The sequence below is a fragment of the Pseudomonas alkylphenolica genome (genome assembly GCF_004025535.1).
GTDB lineage: Bacteria > Pseudomonadota > Gammaproteobacteria > Pseudomonadales > Pseudomonadaceae > Aquipseudomonas > Aquipseudomonas alkylphenolica_A.
In genome coordinates this window covers 486,060-502,487 of the sequence record NZ_QJRG01000034.1, presented here as the reverse complement: position 1 = coordinate 502,487, position 16,428 = coordinate 486,060, and the positions used below count along the sequence as shown (strand labels likewise).

The window sequence follows — 16,428 nt, the reverse complement described above, 5'->3', positions numbered from 1 at the left end:
TGGGGGCGGGCGTTGCCCGCGATGGCGTCACTGAGGTCAGCGATCGTTACAGTGCGGCAATCCGCGCATGCTGCTCGGTGAAGTTGGCCAGGGCCTGTTCGGCCTCGGCCAGCTTGGCGCGTTCCTTGTCGATTACCGCAGGCGGAGCCTTGTCGACGAAGGCCGCGTTGGACAGCTTGCCGCCCACGCGCTGGACTTCACCCTGCAGGCGCTGAATTTCCTTGTTCAGGCGCGCCAGCTCGGCATCTTTATCGATCAGACCGGCCATCGGTACCAGTACTTGCAGGTCACCGACCAGCGCAGTGGCGCTCAGCGGTGCTTCGTCCTGTTCGCCCAGCACGGTGAAGGATTCGATCTTCGCCAGCTTCTTCAGCAGCGCTTCGTTTTCCTGCAGGCGGCGCTGGTCTTCGGCGCTGGCATTCTTGAGGAACAGTTGCAGTGGCTTGCCCGGGCCGATGTTCATCTCGCCGCGGATGTTGCGCACGCCGAGCATCAGCTCCTTGAGCCATTCGATGTCGCCTTCGGCAGCGGCATCGATACGGCTTTCGTTGGCCACCGGCCACGGCTGCAGCATGATGGTCTTGCCTTGTGCGCCAGCCAGCGGCGCCAGGCGCTGCCAGATTTCTTCGGTGATGAACGGCATGAACGGATGCGCCAGGCGCAGCGCCACTTCCAGTACGCGCACCAGGGTGCGACGGGTGCCGCGGGCACGTTCGACCGGGGCATTCTCGTCCCACAGCACAGGCTTGGACAGTTCCAGGTACCAGTCGCAGTACTGGTTCCAGATGAACTCGTAGAGCGCCTGGGCAGCCAGGTCGAAGCGGAACTGCTCGAGCTGGCGGGTGACTTCGGCTTCGGTGCGTTGCAACTGGGAGATGATCCAGCGATCCGCCAGCGACAGCTCGTAGGCTTCGCCGTTCTGGCCGCAGTCTTCACCCTTGTCCAGCACGTAGCGCGCGGCGTTCCAGATCTTGTTGCAGAAGTTGCGATAGCCTTCGACGCGGCCCATGTCGAACTTGATGTCGCGACCGGTGGACGCCAGCGAGCAGAAGGTGAAGCGCAGGGCGTCGGTGCCGTAGCTGGCGATACCCTCGGGGAATTCAGCCTTGGTCTGCTTGGCGATTTTCTCGGCAAGTTTGGGCTGCATCATGCCGCTGGTACGTTTTTCCAGCAGTGCGTCGAGGGTGATGCCGTCGACGATATCCAGCGGGTCAAGGACGTTGCCCTTGGACTTGGACATCTTCTGGCCCTGGCCGTCACGCACCAGACCATGGACGTAGACCGTCTTGAACGGCACTTGCGGCGTGCCGTCTTCGTTCTTCACCAGGTGCATGGTCAGCATGATCATCCGGGCGACCCAGAAGAAAATGATGTCGAAACCGGTGACCAGTACGTCGGTGGAGTGGAAGGTCTTGAGGAATTCGGTCTGCTGCGGCCAGCCCAGGGTCGAGAAGGTCCACAGGCCCGAGCTGAACCAGGTGTCGAGCACGTCGTTGTCCTGGTTCAGGACCACGTCGGCACCGAGGTTGTGCTTGGCGCGGACTTCTTCTTCGCTACGGCCCACATAGACCTTGCCGGACTCGTCGTACCAGGCCGGGATACGGTGGCCCCACCACAGCTGGCGGCTGATGCACCAGTCCTGGATGTCGCGCATCCAGGAGAAGTACATGTTCTCGTACTGCTTGGGCACGAACTGGATGCGGCCGTCTTCGACGGCGGCAATGGCCGGCTCAGCCAGAGGCTTGGTCGAAACGTACCACTGGTCGGTCAGCCACGGCTCGATGATGGTGCCGGAGCGGTCGCCCTTTGGTACTTTCAGAGCGTGGTCGTCGACGCTGACCAGCAGGCCGGCGGCATCAAAGTCGGCAACAATCTGCTTGCGGGCAACAAAGCGGTCGAGACCGGCGTATTGAGCAGGCAGGGTGGCGTCGATGCTTTCGTTGACGCTGCCGTCGAGATTGAACACTTGCGCTGCCGGCAGCACGAAGGCGTTCTTGTCGAAGATGTTCAGCAGTGGCAGGTTGTGGCGCTTGCCGACTTCATAGTCGTTGAAGTCGTGAGCCGGGGTGATCTTCACGCAACCGGTACCGAACTCGGGGTCGCAGTAGTCATCGGCGATGATCGGGATACGACGGCCAACCAGCGGCAGTTCGACGAATTTGCCAATCAGTGCCTTGTAGCGTTCGTCTTCGGGGTTCACGGCCACGGCGGCGTCGCCGAGCATGGTTTCCGGACGGGTGGTGGCGACGATCAGGTAGTCTTTGCCGTCGGCGGTCTTGGCGCCATCAGCCAGCGGGTAGCGCAGATTCCACAGGTGGCCTTTCTCGTCATGGTTTTCCACTTCGAGGTCGGAGATCGCCGTGTGCAGCTTGGTGTCCCAGTTGACCAGGCGCTTGCCGCGGTAGATCAGGCCGTCTTCGTGCAGGCGCACGAATGCTTCCTTGACCGCTTCAGACAGGCCGTCGTCCATGGTGAAACGCTCACGGCTCCAGTCTACCGACGAGCCCAGGCGGCGAATCTGGCGGCTGATGTTGCCACCGGACTGATCCTTCCATTCCCAGACTTTCTCCAGGAATTTCTCGCGACCCAGGTCGTGGCGGCTCTGGCCCTTGGCCTCAAGCTGGCGCTCGACGAGCATCTGGGTGGCGATACCGGCGTGGTCGGTACCGGGCTGCCACAAGGTGTTGCGGCCTTGCATGCGGCGGAAACGGATCAGGGCGTCCATGATCGCGTTGTTGAAGCCATGGCCCATGTGCAGGCTGCCGGTGACGTTCGGCGGCGGAATCATGATGGTGTAGGAATCGCCCGCGCCTTGCGGAGCGAAATAATTCTCGGACTCCCAGGTGTTGTACCAGGAAGTTTCAATAGCGTGCGGCTGGTAGGTCTTATCCATGCGCGGCGGGACCCTATGGCATTTATTCAGGAAAGCCGGAGAGTATAACGAAGCGGCAAGCTTCAAGCGACAAGCTGCAAGCACAGAGCGCCGCACGGCTCTGGCTTGTCACTAGAAGGCTGGAGTGGTTTACGGATTGAGCAGACGCTCGAGCCGGGCATCAAGGCGCCGCTTGATCTCGTTCTCGATGTGCGGGGTGAAGTCGTTGATCACATCCTGCATGATCGATTGCGCCGCTGCGCGCAGTTCGCTGTCCAGGTGCAACAGCAGCTCCTGGCGCTTGGCCTGCGGGTCTATAGGCGTTTCGACGGCCGGCTGCGCCACAACAGCAGGTGCGGGCTCGGCCTCTTCGAGCAGCAGCGGAATCTGCTCCTCGACGGTGTCGGTCAGCAAAGGGGGTTCAAGGGAATCGTCCCCCAGCAATTGACGGATCGACTCAAGGTCGTCCAGCAGGTGCGCGGACTGGGGTATGGGAGTGGGTTTGTCCATTGTCTTCAGAGTCGCTGTAAGCGGTGATCTTGCAGAGCATAGCCCTGTTCGCGGTAGAAACGGAAACTCTCTCGGGCCGCCTGGCGAATCGTCGGCTCTTCGACCACGATCTCGGCGATACGGGCAAAACGTGCGGCGAAGGGTGGAACCTTGAGGTCAAGGTTGATCAGCAGGTCCTGATGGCTACCGGGATCGTCTCCCAGGCCCAGCACCACGCTGCCCTGGGGCTGCTCTTCGGCGCCATTGTGCGGCACAAATGCTTCACCCTTGAAGGCCCACAGGCGGGCATCCAGTTCGTCGCGCTGGGCTGCATCGGTGCAATGCAGGTAAACCTGATGCCCCATGCGCCAGGCTTTGTCGCAGAGTTTGCAGGCGAAATCCAGGCGCGCCGAGGGCGCGTCGCTGGGCAGAATGTAGAAGTCGACTTTGCTCATGGTTAGCCTGCCGGCCAGTCACGCCCGCAAGCGTGGCTGGCCGGCAATCACTCAGGCATTGGCACGGTCGAGCAGGTACTGGGTCAGCAGCGGGACCGGGCGACCGGTGGCGCCCTTGTCTTTGCCGCCGCTGATCCAGGCTGTGCCGGCGATGTCCAGGTGCGCCCAGTTGTAGGCCTTGGCAAAGCGCGACAGGAAGCAACCGGCAGTGATGCTGCCGGCTTTCGGTCCGCCAATGTTGGCGATGTCGGCGAACGGGCTGTCCAGTTGTTCCTGGTACTCGTCAAACAGCGGCAGCTGCCAGGCGCGGTCATCGGCGCGCTTGCCGGCGTCGAGCAGTTGGCCCACCAGTTCGTCGTTGTTGCCCATCAGGCCCGACGTGTGGCTACCGAGGGCGACGATGCAGGCGCCGGTCAGGGTGGCGATGTCGATTACTGCCTGCGGCTTGAAACGCTCGGCGTAGGTCAGGGTATCGCACAGTACCAGGCGGCCTTCGGCGTCGGTATTGAGGATCTCGACGGTCTGCCCGCTCATGGTGGTCACGATGTCGCCGGGGCGGGTGGCGCCGCCGCTTGGCATGTTCTCGGCACAGGCCAGCAGGCACACCAGGTTGATCGGCAGCTGCAGTTCGAGCACGGCGCGCAAGGTACCGAAGACACTGGCTGCACCGCCCATGTCGAACTTCATTTCATCCATGCCGGCGCCAGGCTTGAGGCTGATGCCGCCGGTGTCGAAGGTGATGCCTTTGCCGACCAGAACGAATGGCTTCTCGGACTTCTTGCCGCCCTGGTAGCTCATGACGATCAGGCGAGGTGGCTGGTCGCTGCCCTGACCAACGGCGTAGAACGCGCCCATGCCCAGGTCCTTGATCTTTTTCTCGTCCAGCACCTCGACCTTGAGGCCCTTGTAGGCCTTGCCCAGGCCCTTGGCCTGCTCGGCCAGGTAGCTTGGGTGGCAGACGTTAGGTGGCAGGTTGCCCAGGTCGCGGGTGAAGCTCATGCCGGCGGCAATCGCAGCTGCATGCTTGACCGCGCGCTCGACATCGGCAGCGCCGGCCTTGTCGGCCAGCAGGGTGATTTTCTTCAGGGCGCGAGGTTCGGCCTTCTTGCTCTTGAACTGGTCGAACACATATTCGCCGTCGAGCAGGGTTTCGGCCAGCAGGCGCGTTTTGCCATAGAACGAATCGCGGCCGGTGATGGCCACGTCGTCCAGCGCCAGTACCGCATCGCTGCCATTGATGCCTTTGAGTACGGCCAGGACTGCGGCAGCCACTTTGCGCCAGCTGCGGTCACCCAGCTCTGTCTCTTTTCCGACGCCGACCAGCAGCACGCGCTCGGCTTTGATGGCGGGCAGGCCTTGCAGCAGCAGGGTCTGGCCGAGCTTGCCGGTCAGGTCGCCACGCTTGAGCACGGCGCTCAGGGCGCCGTTGCTGGCATCGTCGACGGCCTTGGCGCTAGCGCCGAGTTTGCGGCCTTCGCCGACGGCGAGCACCAGCGTGGCGGTTTTCAAGGATGCAGCGGCTACGCTTTTTACAACCAGTTCCATGTCAGGGTCCCCGAATGATCTGTGTTTGCGCGCTGTCTGTGCAGGCACGTCAGGCGAGCTGGCCGCGTGATCGCGTACCAATGATAAAGCTGCCAGTTTGAGCCTGCCCGGACCGCCCTGACAACCCCGTTGATGAAGCATTGTGTGTCGCAAGTGACAGGCACGGCCAATCACAGGATAATGCGCCAACTTTTGTGCCGGTTCGCTTCTGGCGAGCAGGCAACTATCTTGGCTGTTATGGATTTCTTGTTTGGCTGTCCGAGCCTGACAACCCAGGAGTGTCTGGTTTGATTGTCTTCCGTTATCTGTCCCGCGAGGTCCTGCTGACCTTGAGTGCCGTCAGCGCCGTGCTGCTGGTGATCATCATGAGCGGGCGCTTCATCAAGTACCTGGCCCAGGCTGCCCAGGGCATCCTTGATCCGGGGGTGTTGTTCCTGATCATGGGTTATCGCCTTCCAGGGTTCTTGCAGCTGATCCTGCCACTGGGGCTGTTCCTTGGCATTCTGCTGGCCTACGGTCGCCTGTACCTGGAAAGCGAGATGACCGTGCTCTCGGCCACCGGCATGAGCCAGCAACGCCTGCTGGGCATGACCATGGCGCCGGCGGCCCTGGTCGCCGCGCTGGTGGCCTGGTTGAGCCTGGGCCTGGCGCCTCAGGGTGTGACCCAGGTCGCCCAGATCATCAACCAGCAGGACGCCCTGACCGAATTCGATACCTTGGTGCCCGGTCGTTTCCAGACCTTGCGTGATGGTTCCCGTGTGACCTACACCGAGCAGCTGTCTGAAGACCGTGGCAACCTCGCTGGCGTGTTCATTTCCGAAAAGCGTTTTTCCCAGGACAAGACCAAAGAGCGTGCGCCTTCGGTACTGGTCGCTGAGAAAGGCCGCCAGGAGATCGGTGCCGACGGCAACCGCTACCTGATTCTGGAAAACGGCTACCGCTATGACGGTAACCCGGGTCAGGCCGACTACCGTGCGATCAAGTACGACACTTACGGCGTGTTGCTGCCCAAGCCTGAGGTCAGCGAGGAAATCACTGACCGCGAGGCCATCCCCACTTCCGAGCTGATTGGCAGCGAGAACCTGCGCGAACGTGCCGAGCTGCAATGGCGTCTGTCGTTGCCGCTGCTGGTATTCGTGGTGACCTTAATGGCCGTGCCGCTGTCACGGGTCAACCCGCGCCAGGGCCGCTTCCTGAAGCTGTTGCCGGCGATCCTTCTGTATATGGCGTACCTGACAATGCTGATTGCCGTGCGTGGCGCCCTGGAGAAAGGCAAGTTGCCGATCGCCCTGGGCATCTGGTGGGTTCACGGCCTGTTCCTGCTCATCGGCCTGGCGCTGATGTATTGGGAGCCACTACGCCTCAAGCGTGCTGCGCGTCGTGCGGAGGTGGCCCATGGTTAAGCTCGACCGCTACATCGGCAAGAGCGTGCTGGTGGCCATTCTTGCCGTGCTGGGGATCATCCTCGGACTGGCATCGCTGTTTGCCTTCATCGATGAGATGGGCGATATCACCGACCAGTACACCCTCATGGACGCGGGCAACTTTGTCCTGTTGACCGCGCCGCGCCGTCTCTACGACATGCTGCCGATGGCTGCCCTGATCGGTTGCCTGATCGGCCTGGGTAGCCTTGCCAGCAGCAGCGAACTGACCATCATGCGGGCTGCCGGCGTGTCCATCGGCCGTATCGTCTGGGCGGTGATGAAGCCGATGCTGGTATTGATGCTGGCCGGTATCCTGATCGGCGAGTACGTTGCCCCGGCGACCGAAAACAAGGCCCAGGCCGACCGTTCGCTGGCGCAGGGCAGCGGTGATGCGCAGAGTTCCAAGCGCGGCATGTGGCACCGTCAGGGCGACGAGTTCGTGCACATCAACTCGGTACAGCCCAACGGCCTGCTGTATGGCGTCACCCGTTACCGGTTCGACAACGAACGCCACCTGCTGACCTCCAGCTTTGCCCGCCGTGGCCAGTACCAGGAAGACCACTGGCAACTGAGCGATGTGACCACCACGCATTTCCGTGGCGATCACACCGAAATCATCAAGACGCCGGTTGAGCGCTGGGACGTAACCGTTACCCCGCAGTTGCTCAATACCGTGGTCATGGCGCCCGAGTCGCTGTCGATCACCGGGCTGTGGGACTATATCCACTACCTGTCCGACCAGGGCCTGAACAACTCGCGTTACTGGCTGGCCTTCTGGACCAAGGTCCTGCAGCCGATGGTGACCGCGGCGCTGGTGTTGATGGCGATCTCGTTCATCTTTGGCCCGTTGCGCTCGGTTACCCTGGGGCAGCGTGTGTTCACTGGCGTACTGGTAGGTTTTGTCTTCCGTATCGGCCAGGACCTGCTCGGACCATCGAGCCAGGTGTTCGGCTTTCCGCCGCTGCTGGCAGTGGTGATACCGGCGGCGATCTGTGCGTTTGCCGGTTTGTGGATGTTGCGTCGGGCGGGATGAACGTCAGCGCAAATAAAAAGCCGACCTCAGGGTCGGCTTTTTTGTAGGGGTTATTTCTTGCGTTTGGGCAGCTGGACCAGCTGGCTGTCGGAATACATGTCGTGCCAGCTGCGCTTGCGCTTGTCGATCAGCGCCCAAAAGAAACCCAAGCCCAGGCACAGCCACGAAGCAATCGATACCACAAAGCGCAGCAGCGCCTGCCACAGGCTGATGGCGCTGCCATCGGCGTTCTGCACACGGATGCCCCAGACCTGCATGCCAAGGGTCTGGCCACCATGGGTCCAGAATTTGGCGAAGAAGCCGAACAGGGCAAACAACAGGATGGTTGACAGCAACGGGTCGCCATCCAGCGCACCGGATTCCGTCAGGGCGCGCATGCGTGTCTCGCCGATGATCGCCATCTGGATCATCTTGTACACGCCGGCGGTCACGATAAGCAGGGCGGTGCACAACAGGAAGTCATAGAACATCGCCGCCAGGCGGCGACCGAAACCGACGGCGGGAAACTCACCCTGGGGCTGCAACAACGGCTTGGGCATACACGGGGCCCTCCTTGGGCAAAACACCCATTCTACGGAATTGCGCGCATAAAAAAGCCCCTGCTGTTGCCAGCAGGGGCTTTTTATATCGGGAATCAGGCTTCCGCGATAACTTCGTCAGCCTGCATGCCTTTCTGGCCTTGCACGGCGATGAAGGTGACTTTCTGGCCTTCTTTCAGGCTCTTGAAGCCGTTACCCTGGATAGCGCGGAAGTGTACGAACAGATCCGGACCGCTTTCTGGAGTGATGAAACCAAAACCTTTCTCGTCGTTAAACCACTTGACGGTACCGCTCTGACGTTGGGACATTGTCTTATTTCCTTTGAAACTTAGAATTAGTAACAGCTTCTTCCAAATGAAAGAGTACTGGGCTGGGTTGCAGGAAAGTAAGAGACGTCGAACGGGTTGTAGCAAATCTCAGCGCTACTGCCCAGGTCACGAACCATAGCGACCCATGCAAACACAGTGCAGTGACTCTACGCTAACTCCGTGAAAAAAAACAAGCCCTGAAAGCCGCCCCGGCTCTACCTTTTAGCGGCCGCTGGGTGGTTTCTTTGCTGCTCATTCCAAACAGCGTTGCAGCGTTTTTCGAAAGTTATAAAACGCGTTCGAATTCGAAAACCCGAACGCGATATGACACTTTGTTTCAACTAACGATTCAGCCGCGATAATAGCGCTGGGCAACGAATGGCATCTTGCTGACTTTCATTGCCACGCGCTTGCCGCGCACAATTGCCCAGACCGGTGTTTCCAGCGCCGTGTAGGCAGTGTCCAGATAACCCATGGCAACGGGGCCTGCCAGCGTCGGGCCGAAACCGCCGCTGCAGACTTTACCGATCACCGTGCCGGCCTCATCGACGATCTCGGCGTCTTCGCGCACGGGGGTACGCTCCTGTGGCAGCAGACCGACGCGCTTGCGCGCTACGCCGCTTTGTTGCTGGGCGAAGATCTGCCCGGCCCCCGGGAAGCCACCGGCGCGGGCGCCATCTGTGCGACGGACCTTGGAGATGGCCCAGAGCAGGCTGGCTTCGATCGGTGTGGTTTGGGTATTCATGTCGTGGCCATACAGGCACAGGCCGGCTTCCAGGCGCAGCGAGTCACGGGCGCCGAGGCCGATGGCGGCAACTTCCGGTTCGTCCAGCAGGCGGCGGGCCAGGGCGTCGGCCTTGTCGGCCGGCACCGAAATTTCGAAACCATCCTCGCCGGTGTAGCCCGAGCGGCTTACATAGCAATCGGTGCCCAGCAGTTGCACAGGCTGGAACTGCATGAAGGTCATCTTCGCCACGTCAGGGGCCAGGCGCGCCAGCACGGTGACCGCGGCGGGGCCTTGCAAGGCCAGCAGGGCGCGCTCTTCGAACAGCGGCTGGATCTGGCACTGGTCGCCGATATGCTTGCGCAGGTGCGCCAGGTCCTGGTCCTTGCAGGCAGCATTGACCACCAGGAACAGTTCGTCGTTACCCAGGTTGGCGACCATCAGGTCGTCGAGGATGCCGCCCTGTTCGTTGGTGAACATGGCGTAGCGTTGCATGCCCACCGGTAGATCGATGATGTCGACCGGCACCAGGGTTTCCAGGGCCTTGGCGGCGTTGGCGCCACTCAGGCGGATCTGGCCCATGTGCGAGACATCGAACAGGCCGGCCTGTTCACGGCTGTGCAGGTGTTCTTTCATCACGCCCAGGGGGTACTGGACCGGCATGTCGTAGCCGGCGAACGGCACCATGCGTGCGCCCAGTTCAAGGTGCAGGGCATGCAGCGGGGTCTTGTGCAGTGTTTCGGTGGACATTGATGACTCCTTGGGGCTTGAGAGGGTGTCAGCATTCGATGATGTTGACGGCCAGACCGCCGCGGGCGGTCTCCTTGTATTTGCTTTTCATATCGGCGCCGGTCTGGCGCATGGTGCGGATGACCTTGTCGAGGGAGACAAAATGCTGCCCGTCGCCGCGCAAGGCCATGCGTACCGCATTGATTGCCTTGACCGAGCCCATGGCGTTGCGCTCGATGCAGGGCACCTGAACCAGCCCGCCAATCGGGTCGCAGGTCAGGCCGAGGTTGTGTTCCATACCGATTTCCGCCGCGTTTTCCACTTGTTGCACGCTGCCGCCCATCACTTCGCACAGGGCGCCGGCAGCCATCGAGCAAGCCACCCCCACCTCACCCTGGCAACCGACTTCGGCGCCGGAGATCGAGGCATTTTCCTTATAGAGGATGCCGATGGCGGCGGCGGTGAGCAGAAAGCGCACCACGCCGTCTTCATTGGCGCCGGAGATGAAACGCATGTAGTAGTGCAACACGGCCGGGACAATGCCGGCGGCGCCATTGGTTGGCGCGGTGACTACCCGGCCGCCAAAGGCGTTTTCTTCATTGACCGCCAGGGCGTAAAGGTTGACCCAGTCCAGTACCGACAGCGCGTCACGCAGGCTTGCCTCCGGATTGCTGCACAACTGGCGGTACAACGCTGCAGCGCGGCGTTTTACCTTCAGTCCGCCGGGCAGGATGCCTTCGTTGCGACAGCCAGCGGCGACACAGTCCTGCATGACTTGCCAGATGCGCAGCAACCCTTCTCGGGTTTCATTTTCCGGGCGCCAGGCCGCCTCATTGGCCAGCATGATCTGACTGATCGAGAGGCTGTGTGCGGTGCAATGGCCGAGCAGCTCCTTGGCGGTTTTGAACGGGTAGGGCAGCACCGTGCTGTCTTCGACGATGCGGTCGGCACCGGCCGCATCTTCATCGACAACAAAGCCACCGCCAACCGAGTAGTACTCGCGGCTGCGGATCTGCAGGCCGGCCCTGTCGAAGGCGCGAAAGATCATGCCGTTGGGGTGGAAGGCCAGCGGTTTGCGGATCATCGCCAGGTGTTGCTTTTCGATGAACTCGATTGCGTGTTCGCCCAACAGTTTCAGCTGTCCTGAACTGCGGATGGCTTGCAAGCGGGCGGGAATGCTTTCGGTGTCGACGCTGTCGGGGTGCTCGCCTTCAAGACCGAGCAGCACGGCCTTGTCGCTGCCATGCCCTTTGCCGGTAGCACCGAGCGAGCCGTAGAGTTCGGCCTTGACGCTGACCGTGGCGGCCAGCAAACCGTCGCGGCGCAGGCCTTCGGCAAAGCGCGCGGCGGCGCGCATGGGGCCTACGGTGTGGGAACTGGAGGGGCCGATGCCGATCTTGAACAAGTCGAAGACACTGAGTGACATGGTCGTACCCTCATAGATGGTCAAGCGCATCGCCGGCGTTTGCCGGCGATGCAGCCCGAAACCCGGCCTCAGACGTCCTGGTAGCTCTCGATCGACGGGCAGGCGCAAACCAGGTTGCGGTCGCCAAAGACGTTGTCGACGCGACCGACCGGCGGCCAGTACTTGCCTTCCACCAACGTAGCCAACGGGTACACCGCCTGTTCGCGGCTGTACGGATGGCTCCATTCACCGGCGATTTCGGCTGCCGTGTGCGGTGCGTTCTTCAGCGGGTTGTCGTCCTTGTCCAGGCTGCCATTTTCCACCGCGCGAATCTCTTCGCGGATGCGGATCATGGCGTCGCAGAAGCGATCCAGCTCTTGCCGGGACTCGCTCTCGGTCGGCTCGATCATCAGCGTACCGGCCACCGGGAACGACATGGTCGGGGCGTGGAAACCGAAGTCGATCAGACGCTTGGCCACGTCATCAACGCTGATCCCGCTGGTGTCCTTGAGCGGGCGCAGGTCGAGGATGCACTCGTGAGCCACCAGGCCATTGCTGCCGGTGTACAACACAGGATAGTGCTCTTCCAGGCGGCGGGCGATGTAGTTGGCATTGAGGATCGCCATCTGCGACGCACGCTTGAGGCCGGCGCCGCCCATCATGCGGATGTACATCCAGGTGATCGGCAGGATGCTGGCGCTGCCGAACGGTGCCGCGCAGACCGCGCCCTGTTTGTTTTCCATGTGCCCGTGACCTGGCAGGAACGGCGCGAGGTGCGACTTGACGCCAATCGGGCCGACGCCCGGGCCGCCACCGCCATGCGGGATGCAGAAGGTTTTGTGCAGGTTCAGGTGCGAGACGTCGCCGCCGAACTTGCCGGGGGCACACAGGCCAACCATGGCATTCATGTTGGCGCCGTCGATATACACCTGGCCGCCGTTGTCGTGGATGATCGCGCAGATTTCGCCGATCGCCTCTTCGAACACGCCGTGGGTCGACGGGTAGGTGATCATCAGGGCCGCGAGGTGCTCGCGGTGCTCGATGGCCTTGGCGCGCAGGTCGTCGATGTCGACGTTGCCACGGGCGTCACAGGCGGTGACCACCACGCGCATGCCTGCCATATGGGCGGTCGCCGGGTTGGTGCCGTGGGCCGAGGACGGGATCAGGCAGATGTCGCGGCGGGCGTCGCCACGGCTCATGTGGTAAGCACGAATCGCCAACAGACCGGCGTACTCGCCCTGGGAACCGGCGTTAGGCTGCAGCGACACGGCGTCGTAGCCGGTGGCTGCGCAGAGCATGGCTTCCAGCTCGTCGGTCAGTTGCTGGTAGCCCTGGCTCTGTTCGGCTGGAGCGAAGGGGTGCAGGTTGCCGAATTCTGCCCAGGTGACCGGGATCATTTCGCTGGCGGCGTTGAGCTTCATGGTGCACGAACCCAGCGGGATCATGGTGCGGTCCAGCGCCAGGTCCTTGTCGGCCAGGCGACGCAGGTAGCGCATCAACTCGGTTTCGCTGTGGTAGCGGTTGAACACCGGGTGCTCGAGGATCGCCGATTGACGCAGCAGGGCGGCAGGCAGTTGTGCCTGCACCTGGGTTGCCAGGGCGGCGAATTCAGGCACGGCGTTGCCATTGGCAAACAGCTGCCAGAGTGCTTCGACATCGGCCTGGGTGCTGGTTTCATCCAGCGACAGACCCAGGCGCTGGGCGTCGATCTGGCGCAGGTTCAGGCGCTGGGCGCGGGCCTTGTCGTGCAGGCTGGCGGTAGCGTCGCCGGTGGCCAGGCTCAAGGTGTCGAAGAACGCAGCGGTTTCGACGCTGACACCGAGTTGTTTGAGACCGGCAGCGAGGATCGCGGTCAGAGCGTGGGTGCGCTCGGCGATCTGTTTCAGACCCTGCGGGCCGTGGTAGACCGCATACATGCTGGCAATGTTGGCGAGCAGTACCTGGGCGGTGCAGATGTTACTGGTGGCCTTTTCGCGACGGATATGTTGCTCGCGGGTCTGCATGGCCAGACGCAGGGCGGTTTTGCCGAAACGGTCGATAGACACGCCGACCAGACGGCCAGGCATGTCGCGCTTGAACGCATCGCGGGTGGAGAAGTACGCCGCGTGCGGGCCACCAAAGCCCAACGGCACACCGAAACGCTGCGCGCTGCCGATGGCCACGTCTGCACCGAACTCACCCGGGGGGGTCAGCAGGGTCAGTACCAGCAGGTCGGCGGCGACGGCTACCAGGGCATTGGCCGCGTGGAAACGCTCGACCAGTGCGCGGTAGTCGAACACCTCGCCATTGCTGGCCGGGTATTGCAGCAGGGCGCCGAAAAAGGCGCTGACATCATCGAGCTCGCGCTCATCACCGACTACGACTTCGATACCCAGCGGCTCGGCACGGGTGCGCAGCACGTCGAGGGTTTGCGGATGGCAATGTGCGGAGGCGAAGAAGGCGTGACTGCCCTTGTTCTTGCTCAGGCGCTTGCAGAACGTCATGGCTTCGGCAGCGGCGGTGGCCTCGTCGAGCAACGAAGCGTTGGCAATCGGCAGGCCGGTGAGGTCACTGATCAGGGTCTGGAAATTGAGCAAGGCTTCCAGGCGACCCTGGGAGATCTCTGGCTGGTACGGAGTATAGGCGGTGTACCAGGCCGGGTTTTCCAGGAGGTTACGCAGGATCGGTGCCGGGGTGTGGCAGTTGTAGTAACCCTGGCCGATGAAGCTTTTGAACAGCTGGTTGTTGCTGGCGATGGCCTTGAGTGAGGCCAGGGCATCGGCTTCGCTTTGGCCGTCGCCCAGTTCGAGGACGCTGGTGCCTTTGATGCTGTCAGGAATGACGGCGGCGCTCATGGCCTCCAGGGAGTCGAAGCCCAGGGTGGCGAGCATGTGCGCTTCGTCGTTCTGGCGTGGGCCGATATGACGGGCGATGAATTCGTTGGCGGTACCGAGGTTGATGGTCATGGCGGGTTCCTCAGGCGTCAGCGTTGGCTTTGATCAGGCGGTCGTAGGCATCCTGGTCGAGCAATTGCCCGACAGCGCCGGCATCGGCGGGGATGAAACGGAAGAACCAGCCTTCGCCCAGTGGGTCTTCGTTGACCAGCTCAGGGCTGTCGTTGAGGCCATCGTTGACCGCAACCACCTCACCGGTCAGTGGCATGTATACGCCGCTGGCGGCCTTGACCGATTCGACGGTGGAGGCTTCAGCACCTTGTTCGTAGTGCTGCAGCTCCGGCAGTTGCACGTAGACCACATCGCCGAGGGCGTTCTGGGCGTAGGCGGTGATGCCCACGGTGACACTGCCGTCGGCTTCGACGCGCAGCCATTCGTGATCTTCGGTAAAACGCAACTCGCTCATGGGGAATCCTCGGGAAGCAGGGCGTTGGGCGCGGTGCGTCCGCGCTCTTGAGTTGAGGTTTCCTTAGCAAAAATGCGGCCAGTCTATAAAAATCCTTATAAATCAATTGCTTGAAATTTAAATGCAAAATTGTGCTCATTCGGATGGAATGAAAACGCTACAGCTGGGAGGGGAAGAAAAAGGATTGGAGGATCAACCCCTTGCAGATGGCGACTTGAATGGTCGTGTAACAAAATCGCTACGGTGTAGTGTTTTCGATACAGCCCTTGCGCGAAATATTTCGCGCAAGGGCCTGAGACTCGGCTCTTCACACAGCAGTGAAGAATGGCAACGCCAGGTACAACTTGATCACGATGACATTGATGATGTCGATGAAGAAAGCGCCAACCATCGGTACCACCAGGAAGGCGATCTGCGACGGGCCGAAGCGTTGCGTTACAGCCTGCATGTTGGCAATGGCAGTAGGTGTTGCACCGAGACCGAACCCGCAATGCCCTGCGGCCAACACGGCCGCATCGTAATTGCTGCCCATGATCCGGAACGTCACGAATACCGCATACAGCGCCATGAGCAATGTCTGTGCAGCCAGAAGAATGAAGAATGGCAACGCCAGTGCAGCCAGATCCCATAGCTTGAGCGACATCAGCGCGATTGCCAGAAATAGCGACAAACTGACGTTGCCCAGTACTGAAACTTCCCGCTCGAAGACTTGATACACGCCCAGCATTGAAAGCCCGTTGCGCAGCAGGACGCCCACAAACAAGACGCAAACAAAGGTCGGCAATTCGAATGCAGTGCCGAGCAACAGGCTATTCAAGAGCGTGCCTGCCATCAGACTGACGGCAATCAGCGCGAGCGTCTCTATCATTGTGAAAGGGGTGATCAAACGCTCTTTGTTCGGCTGCTCAAAGCCCTTGGGTGCGCGGGGCATTTCATGTTCCAGGCCGGGTGTCTGGACGCGCTTGATCAGCAGGCGGGCAACCGGACCGCCAATCAGCCCGCCCAACACCAGGCCAAACGTGGCAGCAGCCAGTGCCAGCTCACTGGCGGACGCCAGGCCGTACTTCTCACTGAAGGTTGCGCCCCACGCAGCGCCCGTGCCGTGGCCGCCCGACAAGGAAATAGAGCCGGACAGCAGACCCATCAGGGGGTCGAGCCCCAAGGCCTTGGCCAGGGCAATACCCATGGCATTTTGCACCAGCAGCAATCCGGTGACGGCCATCAGGAAAATGCCGACGATGCGTCCGCCTTTTTTCAAACTGGCGATATCGGCACTCAAACCGATGGTGGCAAAAAAAGCCAACATCAAGGGCGTTTGCAGTGAGGTATCAAACTGAACGTGCAGATCCATGGCGCGCAGCCCCAGCAGGAGCAAGGCCACTACCAGCCCTCCGGCTACCGGTTCGGGAATATTGTAGGTGCGCAGGAAGCCAACGCGTGTAACAAGCCCGCGCCCTAGTAAAAGCACCAGGGACGCGGCCACCAGTGTGCCGTAGAAATCGAGTGCAAGCATTCAGGTTCCTCTTTGCTCTGATTAGAGGCGAACAGTGCCGGGGGACGCCTTGG

At 61.5% G+C, this 16,428-nt stretch carries 13 protein-coding genes; 2 read left to right on the top strand and 11 right to left on the bottom strand.

What is annotated here, in order from left to right:
* Nucleotides 1–46: 46 nt before the first annotated feature.
* The 4 genes from DM813_RS06370 to DM813_RS06355 form a co-directional block, all read right to left on the bottom strand.
* On the bottom strand, nucleotides 47–2,893 hold the full coding sequence (locus DM813_RS06370; protein ID WP_128322566.1) for a valine--tRNA ligase: 2,847 nt from the start codon (nucleotides 2,891–2,893) through the stop codon (nucleotides 47–49).
* A gap of 129 nt (nucleotides 2,894–3,022) precedes the next feature.
* Nucleotides 3,023–3,382, bottom strand: a complete 360-nt coding sequence (locus DM813_RS06365; protein WP_128322565.1) for a DNA polymerase III subunit chi — start codon at nucleotides 3,380–3,382, stop codon at nucleotides 3,023–3,025.
* Nucleotides 3,383–3,387: 5 nt separating this feature from the next.
* Nucleotides 3,388–3,816 (bottom strand): DNA polymerase III subunit chi, encoded by a 429-nt coding sequence (locus DM813_RS06360; protein ID WP_128322564.1) that lies wholly within the window; start codon nucleotides 3,814–3,816, stop codon nucleotides 3,388–3,390.
* Between the two features lie 51 nt (nucleotides 3,817–3,867).
* On the bottom strand, nucleotides 3,868–5,361 hold the full coding sequence (locus DM813_RS06355; RefSeq protein ID WP_128322563.1) for a leucyl aminopeptidase: 1,494 nt from the start codon (nucleotides 5,359–5,361) through the stop codon (nucleotides 3,868–3,870).
* Between the two features lie 287 nt (nucleotides 5,362–5,648).
* Here DM813_RS06355 and lptF point away from each other — a divergent pair, with 287 nt between their 5' ends.
* Nucleotides 5,649–6,764 (top strand): LPS export ABC transporter permease LptF, encoded by a 1,116-nt coding sequence (gene lptF / locus DM813_RS06345; protein ID WP_128322562.1) that lies wholly within the window; start codon nucleotides 5,649–5,651, stop codon nucleotides 6,762–6,764.
* Complete coding sequence (lptG, locus tag DM813_RS06340; RefSeq protein WP_128322561.1) at nucleotides 6,757–7,818, top strand: LPS export ABC transporter permease LptG; 1,062 nt, start codon at nucleotides 6,757–6,759, stop codon at nucleotides 7,816–7,818. Before lptF ends, lptG begins: the two co-directional genes overlap by 8 nt.
* Nucleotides 7,819–7,868: 50 nt before the next feature.
* Here the strand turns inward: lptG and DM813_RS06335 are convergent, their stop codons facing one another.
* From DM813_RS06335 to gltS, 7 genes are all read right to left on the bottom strand, one after another.
* Entirely contained in the window at nucleotides 7,869–8,357 is a 489-nt protein-coding gene (locus tag DM813_RS06335) for an RDD family protein (RefSeq protein ID WP_128322560.1), read from the bottom strand.
* Nucleotides 8,358–8,452: 95 nt separating this feature from the next.
* Nucleotides 8,453–8,665 carry a cold-shock protein gene (locus DM813_RS06330; RefSeq protein ID WP_010220199.1) on the bottom strand — a complete coding sequence of 71 codons (213 nt, stop codon included), beginning with the start codon at nucleotides 8,663–8,665 and terminating at the stop codon, nucleotides 8,453–8,455.
* A 349-nt stretch (nucleotides 8,666–9,014) separates the two neighbouring features.
* Nucleotides 9,015–10,139 (bottom strand): glycine cleavage system aminomethyltransferase GcvT, encoded by a 1,125-nt coding sequence (gcvT, locus tag DM813_RS06325; protein WP_128322559.1) that lies wholly within the window; start codon nucleotides 10,137–10,139, stop codon nucleotides 9,015–9,017.
* A 28-nt stretch (nucleotides 10,140–10,167) separates the two neighbouring features.
* Nucleotides 10,168–11,544, bottom strand: a complete 1,377-nt coding sequence (locus DM813_RS06320) for an L-serine ammonia-lyase (RefSeq protein ID WP_128322558.1) — start codon at nucleotides 11,542–11,544, stop codon at nucleotides 10,168–10,170.
* 68 nt (nucleotides 11,545–11,612) lie between these two features.
* The gene (gene gcvP, locus DM813_RS06315; RefSeq protein WP_128322557.1) at nucleotides 11,613–14,468 is read right to left on the bottom strand and encodes an aminomethyl-transferring glycine dehydrogenase; all 2,856 of its coding nucleotides are present in this window, start codon (nucleotides 14,466–14,468) and stop codon (nucleotides 11,613–11,615) included.
* A gap of 10 nt (nucleotides 14,469–14,478) precedes the next feature.
* Nucleotides 14,479–14,862, bottom strand: coding sequence for a glycine cleavage system protein GcvH (gcvH, locus tag DM813_RS06310; protein WP_128322556.1), 384 nt, complete (start codon nucleotides 14,860–14,862; stop codon nucleotides 14,479–14,481).
* A gap of 307 nt (nucleotides 14,863–15,169) precedes the next feature.
* Nucleotides 15,170–16,375, bottom strand: a complete 1,206-nt coding sequence (gene gltS / locus DM813_RS06305; RefSeq protein ID WP_128322555.1) for a sodium/glutamate symporter — start codon at nucleotides 16,373–16,375, stop codon at nucleotides 15,170–15,172.
* Nucleotides 16,376–16,428: the final 53 nt, after the last annotated feature.